Annotated in this window: 6 protein-coding genes; 5 read left to right on the top strand and 1 reads right to left on the bottom strand. The window is 41.6% G+C overall.

The window, feature by feature from the left end:
- The first annotated feature begins 9 nt into the window (after positions 1–9).
- On the top strand, positions 10–1179 hold the full coding sequence (locus NMG88_RS11035) for a pentapeptide repeat-containing protein (protein WP_052369633.1): 1170 nt from the start codon (positions 10–12) through the stop codon (positions 1177–1179).
- Positions 1180–1421: 242 nt separating this feature from the next.
- Entirely contained in the window at positions 1422–2216 is a 795-nt protein-coding gene (locus NMG88_RS11030; RefSeq protein ID WP_227350940.1) for a spherulation-specific family 4 protein, read from the top strand.
- On the opposite strand, the gene NMG88_RS11025 is transcribed toward NMG88_RS11030, so the two are convergent.
- The gene (locus tag NMG88_RS11025; protein ID WP_227350941.1) at positions 2201–3994 is read right to left on the bottom strand and encodes a hypothetical protein; all 1794 of its coding nucleotides are present in this window, start codon (positions 3992–3994) and stop codon (positions 2201–2203) included. The genes NMG88_RS11030 and NMG88_RS11025 overlap by 16 nt on opposite strands.
- Before the next feature lie 336 nt (positions 3995–4330).
- On the opposite strand from NMG88_RS11025, the gene galE reads away from it, so the two are divergent.
- From galE to glmM, 3 genes are all read left to right on the top strand, one after another.
- Complete coding sequence (gene galE / locus NMG88_RS11020) at positions 4331–5557, top strand: UDP-glucose 4-epimerase GalE (RefSeq protein ID WP_227358057.1); 1227 nt, start codon at positions 4331–4333, stop codon at positions 5555–5557.
- A gap of 324 nt (positions 5558–5881) precedes the next feature.
- Entirely contained in the window at positions 5882–9838 is a 3957-nt protein-coding gene (locus tag NMG88_RS11015; RefSeq protein WP_254035420.1) for a polysaccharide deacetylase family protein, read from the top strand.
- 189 nt (positions 9839–10027) lie between these two features.
- Complete coding sequence (gene glmM / locus NMG88_RS11010) at positions 10028–11446, top strand: phosphoglucosamine mutase (RefSeq protein WP_227365220.1); 1419 nt, start codon at positions 10028–10030, stop codon at positions 11444–11446.
- The last annotated feature ends 73 nt before the right edge of the window (positions 11447–11519 follow it).

The following is an 11519-nucleotide window of genomic DNA, read 5'->3' as shown; positions in this document are numbered from 1 at the left end:
TTAGGAAAAATGCTAGAACCAAACTCAAAAGAACACTTTGATTCCCCCAATCCCTTATCCAGTTTAGAATCACCGGATTTCAGCACAAAATCCAAGGCTTTAACCCGATTACCGAAGAAAACGATTGCGAATATAATTTTTCCAGTTGTGGCGATTTTGAGCACATTAATTACGATTTGGATTTGGGTAGAAAATAGTCGCCTGAGCCAACGTTTACAAGCACAACAATCTCGTTCAACAACATCATCTTCCAAAAATCAACCCCTAAATCCCCAGGAAACTGTATTAAAAACCAAAAAATGTTCGGAATGTAATTTAACTGGAGCTAATTTAAAAAAAGCCAATTTAAGGGAAGCCTATTTGTGGAAAGCTAACTTAGAAAACGCAGATTTGAATAATACTAATTTAAGGTTTTCTGATTTGCGGGGAGCCAACTTAGCCGGGGCAGATTTACGAGAGAGTCAACTAGCAAGTGCTAATTTAGGATATGCTAATTTAATCGGAGCGAACTTAAATAACGCCAATTTACAACAGGTTAATTTATGGCAAGCTAACTTAAAAAATGCTCAACTCAATAATACTATATTTATACAGGCTGATTTACGTCAAGCCAATTTAGAATCGGCTAATTTAGAATCGGCTAATTTATTAACCGCTAATTTAACCAAAGCTAATTTAGGAAATGCTATTCTAAATGGGGCTAATTTAAAAGATGCAAACTTATCAGAAGCTGTGTTATGGTTGGCACAATTAGAAAAAGCCAATTTAGAAAAAGCCAATTTAGAAAAAGCTAAGTTAGGCTATGCTAAACTGAATCAAGCTAACTTGAAGCAAGCTCAATTAATTGATGCGGTATTAGAAGGAGCGAGTTTAGAAGATACGGATTTACAAAAAGCCAATTTAAAAGGCGCAAAATTAGAACGAGCTAATCTATTAGGGGCGTATTTAGAACGGGCTAATTTGCAAGAAGCTAATTTGGCGAAAGCAGATTTACGAGGAGCAAATTTACGCGGAGCTCACCTAAAAAATGCCTATTTACAAGGAGCAAATTTACGCGGAGCTAACTTGAGGGGCGCGGATATAGAGGGAGCAAATCTACGGGATGCACAGTTAAAAGGAGCAACAATGCCCAATGGCAAAATTTATATTGACAACAATAAATCCAACCCATTTTTTTAAGATTCAACCCAATAGGGCTGGCTATACCTATCCCCTGAATATAATTAAAAGTATATCGCAAATCAGGCAATCTTAGAATAGGCAATATTAAAATCTGCGGGATATGGGGTTGAAAGTTTCACCCAACTTGTGCTACAATTATGACAGCATGGTTAGAGAGCGTCGAAGAATAGTTTGTCCAAATATTTACTCCCCCAATGCCTAATTTTAACGCCAAAATTAGCACCTTGACTGTGATATTTTTGTTTTCATCTTTATTAACAGTCTGTTCAGCCAAACAACCCGAACATCTGACCCAAATGCAACTGCTAATCCCCTTATATTCCTATCCAACTTGGTATAATTCCCAGACTTATTTTTGGCCAGAAGTTGTCAAAGCAGCCCAAAAAGTACCCGTTACAGCAGTTATTAATCCGAATAATGGCCCCGGTGGAAGTCCGCCCAATCAAGATTATGTCAAGGGTCTAAAGGATCTGCGTCAAGATAATATTACGATCTTAGGATATGTTGCTACTAACTATGGTAAGCGTGATATTCAGGAAGTCAAAAGCGATATTGATATTTATAGTAAATACTACGATCTTCAGGGCATTTTTTTCGATGAAGCCGCGAGTGGAGCGGATAAATTAGACTACTATCAAGAGATATATAACTATACCAAAGCTAAACCAAATTTAGATACCGTTGTACTGAATCAAGGAACTCATCCAGACGAAGGTTATCTAAGTAAACCCGCCGCAGATATTGCTATAATTTTCGAGAATTATTCTAAAGAATGGCCTAACTATCAACCTTCTCCCTATGTCAATAATTATGATCCTAAACGTTTTTCCGGTTTAATTCATACCGTACCCGATGTAGATACGATGAAAAGTCATATTGACAAAGCCGTAGAACGTAATATCCAATATATTTATATCACAGATGATAGCCCCGATAGTCCAGACAAAGACCCATGGAATAGTCTACCATCTTATTGGCAAGCAGAAGTCAATTATATTCAATCCTTAAATCAAAAAAATCAGAGTTCAAAATGACAAATCCTGAGTTGATCATCTTCATAATAGATAGAAGCACCAGAATTATGTTTTTGATAAAGTTCACATAATTTTAAAGCTTCAAATTCTAAACTGGTGCGCCCCGCCAAAGAACGATAATAGAAATAGGTTGGGTCTGATAAAATGGAGTTAGCAATGGCTAAATGCAAGTTCAAAGGATTAATAGCCAGAGGTTGTTTTTCCACAAATACAAATAAATCTGGGACTTCGTAGGGAAACTGAAAATCATCAAAAGTTACCTCGGTCAAATATTGTTTGACAAATTTGGCTAAATCTTCATGCCAACCCGCACGATAATTTTGAGCTAGTTGTTCCGGTGGGGCGACAATAATCCAACGTTTGAGCGGAAATCTTGTGCGAATTTCTAGGCTTTTACGAGCAGCGATTTCATGTTCCAAATAATTAATTTTAGCTGGGGGTGGTAGCAAGAAATTGAAAGCCAAACAAAATAGTAAAATCAAACAAACTATTTCTGAATTTCTTCTCAATACTGGGAATAGAAGCCAACTGATAAATAAAAATACTAGGCCAATGAGTAAACTGAGTCCCACAGGTAAAGTAATCAGAAAAACTCGTAAAAAATCAAATTTTTCTGGAGAAAAAGCAAATAATAAAGCCAACAATAACCAAGAGATGGCAACCGCAGCCAATCCTAAAATCCGGCCCCCCATGACTCCTACTATTCCAATCAAGGCGAGAATCAGTAATACAGGTGCCGCCATCGCCACCATTGCTAAACAACAACAGGTATCAAGTACCGCAGTTGGGCGCAATTTTCTGATATAAACCTTGGTAAAACAAGCCAGAGAAAGAACTAAAAACATCGCCGCAATTTCTTCATCACCCGTAGCCCACTGTCGAACTAGGGAAAAGTTCAAACTTCCGATCAAAGTTCCTAAAACTTGCTGATACCAGAGGGGTAACTGTTGAGAAATTTCTGGAGACCAGGTAAATAGATAGGCTCCTAAACTGAACATTCCCACCCAAGCAACGATATTCTTTTGAGTCAAAGTTTGCAGACTGTAACCGACACTCAAGACCAGCAAAAACCCAAACAGAGGTTGAAGAAACCGGAAAACCTGCATAGCATCGACCGAAGCCAGCAGCGACATCAGAGCAGTTATAGCTGAGAAGACAGGTAAATATTGAACTTGATGTCTAATCTGCTCCCAGTCTCCCGCTAAAAATTGCTGAGTCAGGAGTAAGTTCTGGTAACTATCGGGAGTTGTTAGGCGCATTTCCAGAAGGGGGTGTTCAAAACGCAGTAATAAAGTGAAGCTCAAGATCACGGTTAATGCTAGGATTTTGAGTTTTCTTTGAGGACTGTTAATGGTTTGAACACTGATTATCATTAACAATCTTTTTTTATATTGCTGATAAATAACAGAGAAACTCTTGAAAATCTGTTCCGTAGGGAGTCCTTGGTCAAGTATATCCAGGAATAAAAACAATAACCCCTGAACAAATATAGTTAGTTTTTCCCTAGCCCTTGAACGTTGGGGATAATACCAAACACCAAGTAAAAATGTCGTATACAATACCACCAAGGTTAACCAACTGAACAGATGGAAAGCACTGAGCGTAAAAGTTCCAACTGTTACCACCAGTAGAGTTCGGGCGAAGGCACTCACAATTCTACTGTGCCAATGATGATGATAAGAGCTAGAAAAACTTTTATAAGGCAACCCCAAGAATAAAACAGTCCACAGGGTATACAGCCAAATGGCTGTGATCAAGTCCAGAGCCAATATTTTCATACTTAAAAAAATATGCGGTACTATACCACACTAGCATTAGTTAAATCAAGCCAAATTTTGATTTTTCATGAAACATTCATATAAGAACCCTTAATTCTTATTTTTCTTAAAGAATTGGTAAAGTTAGTCTGGGACTATTGCAATCTTCGGGTAGTATCAACCATGATTAGCTTAAGTAAATACACTGATGCGAACAAGTAGTCGGTTTAACTCAAGGTTAACTGTGAAAACCAGGAAAGAGTAAAGATATGTAAACACCTTTACAGTTCTTTACATAGCTGAGTTGATTCATTTACGACTACTTAACCACTTTTAAAAGTAAAGGAGGTATCTGTGATGCAAACAAGTAAAAAGATATTAGTCACTGGAGGAGCCGGTTATATTGGCTCCCATGTCGTCAAACAACTAGGGAGAGAAACAGATTACGAAATCGTAGTCTATGATAACCTCTCTACCGGATCACCCAAAGCAGTGCTTTACGGAGAATTAGTCGTAGGGGATTTAGCAGACCTGCAAAAATTAGCTCAGGTATTTGCCGAACATCAATTTGATGCGGTTCTGCACTTTGCGGCCAGCATTTCCGTCCCCGAATCCACAGCCAATCCCCTAGCTTACTACGGAAACAACACCCGTAACACCTTAAACCTGCTACAATGCTGTGAAACATACGGAGTCAAAAAGCTAGTTTTTTCCAGTACCGCCGCCGTTTATGGAGAAACCGCCGAAAACCCGGTGCGGGAGTCAACCCCCACCACACCCATCAATCCCTACGGTTACTCCAAACTGATGAGTGAACAGATGATTCAAGATTACAGTCGAGCATCTGGATTAAAGTACATAATTCTACGGTACTTCAACGTTGCCGGAGCCGACGACCGTGGGCAGATTGGTCAAACCAACAAAAAAGCCAGTCATCTGCTGAAAGTCGCTTTAGATGCCGCCTTAAACCGACGGGAATCCGTGAGCATCTTCGGTACAGACTTTCCTACCCCCGACGGTACGGGTATTCGTGACTACATCCACGTCGAGGATTTGGCCGCCGCCCATATTGATGCCTTACGTTATCTCGAAAACGAGAATGAAAGCCACATTCTCAACTGTGGTTATGGTCAGGGGTACAGTGTCAAGGAAGTCTTAGCAAAAGTCACAGAAATGTCGGGACGACAATTCCCGGTGATTGAAATTGAACGACGAGCCGGAGACCCCGCCTGTGTGATTGCTTGTTCGGATAAAATTCGTCAGATTTTGGGTTGGAAACCTCAATTCAACAGTCTGGAGAAGATTGTGAGTAGTGCTCTGGCTTGGGAATTAAAATTAATGTATCCCGAAGAGCTAGTAAAAAAGATGCCCAAAACTCCCCCAGCTTTTGTTCTGGGTACAATCTTACTCCAAAAGCAATTTATTTCTCGGAATCAATTGCAAGTCGCCTTGCAAGAACAAGCTAATACAGGGAAAAAACTGGGGGAAATTCTGTTGCGGAAGTCTATGATTTCTGATCAAACTCTGCAAAACTGTTTGCAAGAACAATTCTATTTAAGACAACGTAATTTATTAGCCAGTTAATCAGAGCAGTTTTGACAAAACCCATTTTAAAAAACCAGAGTCAAATTTTAATTATTTGTTAGCTAACCAGAGCAGTTTTGACAAAAACCCTTTTAAAAAACCAGAGTCAAATTAAAAAAGTTCAGCCAAAACTTCAATCAGTCATCAGTTAACAGTTATCAGTTAAGAAGTTTACAGTTTTTATTTAACAGTGCAACTTATTCCCTCTTTCTTTAATCAGATTGGGGGACGAGTTCCCTGCAAATTCACACCAGATGAATATGACTAATCTTTGATTAGTCACTCATTGAGTAGCCATTTTTTATCAAAAATATAGGAGTCATCATGACAAACCAATATGGAAATATTAACGTTGACGGAAATCTAACGGATTGGACACAGAATGATCGCTTAGATTCCATCTCAGGGACAGGGAAAGCCGGATATGAAATTTACGGCAAATATGAAGGAGATACTTATGTTTTTGCCTTCAAAGCAGATAGTACGACCATTGGTGCTAATACCACTTTATGGCTGAATACAGACCAGAACATCGGTACCGGCTATAAAATTTGGGGCTGGGCAGGGGGAGCCGAATATAACGTCAATTTTGATAGTAATGGTATCCCGGCTCTTTACACTGGGGGTGAGGACGAAACTAATCCAAGAATTAAAGTTTCCGACCTCGATTATACCTTTGATCCCGACAAAAAAATCGTAGAATTTGCCGTTCCCGTGAGCCAATTACAGGGAACACCCAAAGCTGTCGATGCCTACATTGACATTAACAATACTGACTTTTTACCCGGGAGTTATGCCAGTCAAAAATATACGGTTTCAGCACCAAAAGTTTTAATCCCAAGAACGGATCTGAGTAAAAAAATAGGCATCGTTTATTCAGACACCACCGCAGCCAAATACTTCGATAAAAAAGCCTATACTCAACTCTTTCTGTCCGCCCAATCCCAAGCGATGCAGGCTGGAATTCCGTTTGATATTTTAAACGAGGATGATCTAACCGATATTACAAAACTGGTTAATTATGACAGCTTAGTCTTTCCTTCCTTGCGCAACGTTCCCACCAGTAAACTGCAAGCCATTGAAAACACCTTATCAGATGCCGTTTATGACTATAAAATTGGGATTGTTACCGCCGGAGATTTCCTCACCAACGACGAAAATGGTAATGCTTTACCCGGAGATTCCTATAGCCGGATGCGGAAACTCCTAGACCTGACCAGGGTTGATGGGGGGGGGCCGGTGAATGGGACTCTCACAGCCACAGATGTAACTAATCCAGTCATGAAAGGGTACGCCGCTAATGAGGCGATTCTTAACTATAGCAACATATCCTATAACACTTATGGCGACGGTGTAACAGACAATAAGCAACCCACCGTTGTCGCAGATTTAGTTGCCAATGGTAAAAATAGCGAGGCAGTGATTACCACCGAAACCGGAGGCCGAAATGTTCACTTTGCCACGGAAGGGTTTTTAGCCGATAGTAACCTACTTTGGCCAGCATTACAATGGTCTGCGAAAGGGGCTGAACCCACGGTACGACTGAATATGAGCCGAGATCAAGGAATCTTTGTTTCTCGTAATGACATGGATCAGTCTCAGGAAACCTTTGACGTTAATAATGGAATTTACGATAAACTCCTGCCCATTTTAGACAAATGGAATAAGGACTATAATTTTGTCGGTTCCTACTATATCAATGTGGGCAATAATCCCCCAGACCAAACCACGGATTGGAACAAGTCTGGCCCCTACTACCAAGATATGTTAGCCCAGGGGAACGAAATTGGTACCCACTCCTACACCCACCCGGAAGATACCAATCCCCTCAACCCCACCGATCTCGAATTTGAATTTAATCAATCCCAATTGGTGATTGAAAAAAACTTAGGAATTAATGTGACTGGTGCAGCCATACCCGGAGCCCCGGAAGGATTCCAAGTCAGTCAAGAACTGAAAAAATACCTGGATTATGTCAGTGGGGGATATTCAGGAGTTGGTGCGGGTTATCCGAATGCCTTTGGCTTACCCTTTAAAGGAGAAGACTATGTTTATTTAGCTCCGAACATGAAGTTTGACTTCTCTTTAATTGAGTTTGAGAAAAAAACGGTACCGGAAGCAGAAGCTGTATGGAATCAAGAATATAACGACATTGCTAGTCATGCCGCCATGCCCATCTTCCACTGGCCTTGGCATGATTATGCCCCAACACTTTGGAATACCAATCCCTCTGGCGCGGCACCTGGTTACACCGAGCAGATGTTTACCAATTTGATCGCTAAGGCTTATAATGCCGGGGCAGAATTTGTCACCGCCAACGATTTAAGCAATCGGATTAAAACATTTGAAAAAGCCAAAATATCTACATCAACTACAGAAAATACGATTACCGCTAAAGTCGAAGCCGCAACCAATACCGACGTCGGTACCTTTGGTTTAAATGTGGAAAAAGGTCAGCAAATCCAAAGCGTTAGTAACTGGTACGCCTACGACGCAGACACGGTATTTTTACCAAAAGCCGGGGGCGAATTTACGATTAACTTAGGGACAACTCCCCAAGATGTGACTCGGATTATTGACCTACCCATGCGCTCAACATTGGAAAGTGTTACGGGCGACGGTCAGAATTTGGACTATACCTTTACCGGGGCGGGAACGGTCAAACTGGATTTGAAGATTCCCCAAGGTCAAGACGTAGTAACAACGGGTGCGGATAGTACCACCCTTAACGGCGATATTTTGGAGATGGTCTTTAAAAACGGAGGCTCCCATACTGCCAAGGTTAGCTTTGGTGTTGCACAAGATCAACCCCCCACGGTGATCAATCCTATTACTGATGTTACCGCCGAGGAAGATGATCCGAGCAAAACCATCGACTTAAGCAATGTCTTTGATGATGTTGATAACGATAAAAACCTGATTGTCAAAACCGTTACAACTAACAGTAACGAGACATTAGTTACTTCTAGTATTACCGACAATACTCTTACCTTAAACTATCTAAAAGATAAATCAGGTACGGCAGACATTACTGTAGAAGCGACATCCAATGGGCTAAAAGTAACGGACACCTTTACTGTCAATGTTAATTCTGTCGATGATGCCCCCACGGTGGCTAGTCCCATTGCTGACGTGACTGCTACTAAAAATGCACCGCAGTCTACTATTGATTTAGCCAATGTATTTGATGATATTGACAACGATAAAACTGCCATTAGTAAGACCGTATTAACTAACAGCAATACCGGATTAGTTACCCCCAGTATTTCTGGAAATACGCTGACCTTGAACTATTTTAACAATCAATTCGGTACAGCAAACATTACAGTTCAAGGTACATCTAATGGCAAAACCGTAGATGATACTTTTACTGTCAACGTCAATGACTCCGTGGTTACTAACCCCAATGATCCTGTAGTTACTAACCCCAGTACACCTTTGAATATTATTAACGTCACCAGCGCCAATAATAATGTTACAGGAACTGCCGGTAATGATCAAATTAACGGTACTGCTGGGAATGAGACCCTGGCAGGAGCAAAAGGGAATGACGTCCTCAATGGTGATGGCGGGAATGACGTCCTCAAAGGTGGGGATGGGAATGACATCCTCAATGGCGATGGTGGGAATGACAAACTAACGGGTCAATTAGGCGATGACGGATTAAGTGGAGGTATTGGTAACGATACCCTGAGTGGGGGTGTAGGTAACGATTCACTCAGTGGGGGTGCAGATAACGATAAACTCAATGGGAACGCAGGTAACGACCTCCTCAATGGGGACGCAGGCAACGATACCCTCAGTGGGGGTGTAGGTAACGATAAACTCAGTGGGGGTGCAGATAACGATAAACTCAATGGGAACGCAGGTAACGACCTCCTCAATGGAGACGCAGGTAAGGATACTCTCAATGGTGGAGACGGCGATGATACCCTGATTGGCGTCGATTCTACGAGTGCAACACCCGGAAAAGAAGAAATTGATGTTCTCACAGGGGGTCAGAACAAAGACCGCTTTGTATTAGGAGATTCAAGTCAAGCCTATTACAAGGATACCGGATCGGGTGATTATGCTCTGATTTCTGACTTTAAACTGAATAACGATACTATCCAACTGTACGGAAGTGCCTCAAATTATCAATTACAGTCCCGATATAGTCTCAGTGGTAATACGGGCACCGCTATTTGGTTAACAACTTCCGGCTCCAAGGAATTGATTGCTATTGTTAAAGCGGATAAAACCCTCAATTTAACAGATAGTAAGGCTTTCAGTTTCGTTTAGCAGTAAAGGGATGGAACCATCCTAAATCAATGTCTAGCGGGCATCTTGCCCGCAGGACAAACTTTTTTCTCCTCAACCTCCACTGATCATTATTCAATCAAAAATTTTTTCATAATCAAGGCTAAATCATAGCCTGATCTGATCACTTTAAATACAACAAAACCACAATATTAACAAAGGATAAAAGTCATGTTTATATCTACGACTCACAGTATTATTGACCGTTTTCGTGTTAATTTACCCAAAACACCCCTATTTGGAACCGATGGGATTCGGGGAAAAGTCGGAGACCTTCTCACACCATCCCTAGCTCAACAAGTCGGATTTTGGACAGGGAAAATCCTACAAACTGAGAATCAGAAAAAAGGGCCTGTAATTATTGGGCAGGATTCTCGCAACTCCAGCAATCCGTTAGCCTTATCATTATCTGCGGGTTTAAGAGCCACCGGATTAGAGGTTTGGTATCTCGGTTTATGCCCCACTCCCACCGTTGCTTATCTAACTCACATTTCCGAGGCGATCGGTGGGGTAATGATTTCCGCCAGCCATAACCCCCCCGAAGATAATGGAATTAAAATATTTGGAGCCGATGGGACAAAGTTAACCACCGCCCTACAAAAACAGATCGAAACTGGCATCCGAGGAGCCGGGGGAAAAATTGGCTACGAACCCGAACATCCTGTCAAGTATGGATATCAACACGCTCGACCCGAATTATTAAATCAATATCTTCAGTCCCTACAAGACTCCCTACTGCCAACCGTCGATTTGTCGGGTCTGCGGATTGTTTTAGATTTAGCCTGGGGAGCCGCCGTTAATTTAGCGCCCCAAGCCTTCGCCCAAATGGGAGCCGACGTCATTTGTCTGCATAATCAAGCCGATGGAGATCGGATTAACGTCAACTGTGGCTCAACCCATCTCGCCCCCCTACAAGCCGCCGTGCGGGAAAATCAAGCGGATTTAGGTTTCGCCTTTGATGGAGATGCTGACCGAGTAATCGCCGTCGATAGTCAAGGTCGCGTAATTGATGGTGATTATATTCTTTACTTTTGGGGCAAAATGTTGCAACAACAGCAACAGTTACCCGGAAATACGATTGTTTCAACGGTGATGGCCAATCTGGGTTTTGAAATGGCCTGGAAACAGTTAGGCGGGAAGTTGATCCGAACTGCGGTGGGCGATCAATACGTTCATGCAGAAATGATCCAGACAGGTGCAATGTTAGGGGGCGAACAGTCCGGTCATATTCTCTGTCGTCATTACGGTATTTCTGGAGATGGCTTGCTGACAGCATTGCATTTAACCGCCTTAGTCCAACGTTCGGGCTATTCCATGAGTCAACTCCGAGAACAAAGTTTTTCCACCTATCCTCAACTGTTAAAAAATCTGCGAGTAGAAGACCGGGAGCGGCGTTGTAATTGGCAACACTGTGAACCCTTACAAAAAGCGATCGCTAAAGCCGAAACAGCCATGGGAAATCAAGGTCGGATTTTAGTTCGGGCGTCTGGAACTGAACCCCTAATTCGGGTCATGGTCGAAGCAATTAATGCCGACATAGCCCATTATTGGTCTGACAATTTAGTTTCAGCCGTTCAGCAATACCTGTAAATATAAGCAGCAGAAGATTTTGAGAGAGATCACTCTCAAAATCTTCTGAATGACTGCAATTGTTGTTAATAAA

The sequence above is a fragment of the Planktothrix agardhii genome (assembly GCF_904830935.1).
GTDB classification, from domain to species: Bacteria; Cyanobacteriota; Cyanobacteriia; order Cyanobacteriales; family Microcoleaceae; genus Planktothrix; species Planktothrix agardhii.
The sequence above is the reverse complement of the archived record's forward strand: the minus strand, read 5'-3'. Positions and strand labels throughout refer to the sequence as shown.

Bases quoted from the DNA above. Each gene is read 5' to 3' on its own strand.
- NMG88_RS11035 (WP_052369633.1), top strand. From the start codon at position 10: ATGCTAGAACCAAACTCAAAAGAACACTTTGATTCCCCCAATCCCTTA.
- NMG88_RS11025 (WP_227350941.1), bottom strand. From the start codon at position 3,994: ATGAAAATATTGGCTCTGGACTTGATCACAGCCATTTGGCTGTATACC.
- galE (WP_227358057.1), top strand. From the start codon at position 4,331: ATGCAAACAAGTAAAAAGATATTAGTCACTGGAGGAGCCGGTTATATT.
- NMG88_RS11015 (WP_254035420.1), top strand. From the start codon at position 5,882: ATGACAAACCAATATGGAAATATTAACGTTGACGGAAATCTAACGGAT.
- glmM (WP_227365220.1), top strand. From the start codon at position 10,028: ATGTTTATATCTACGACTCACAGTATTATTGACCGTTTTCGTGTTAAT.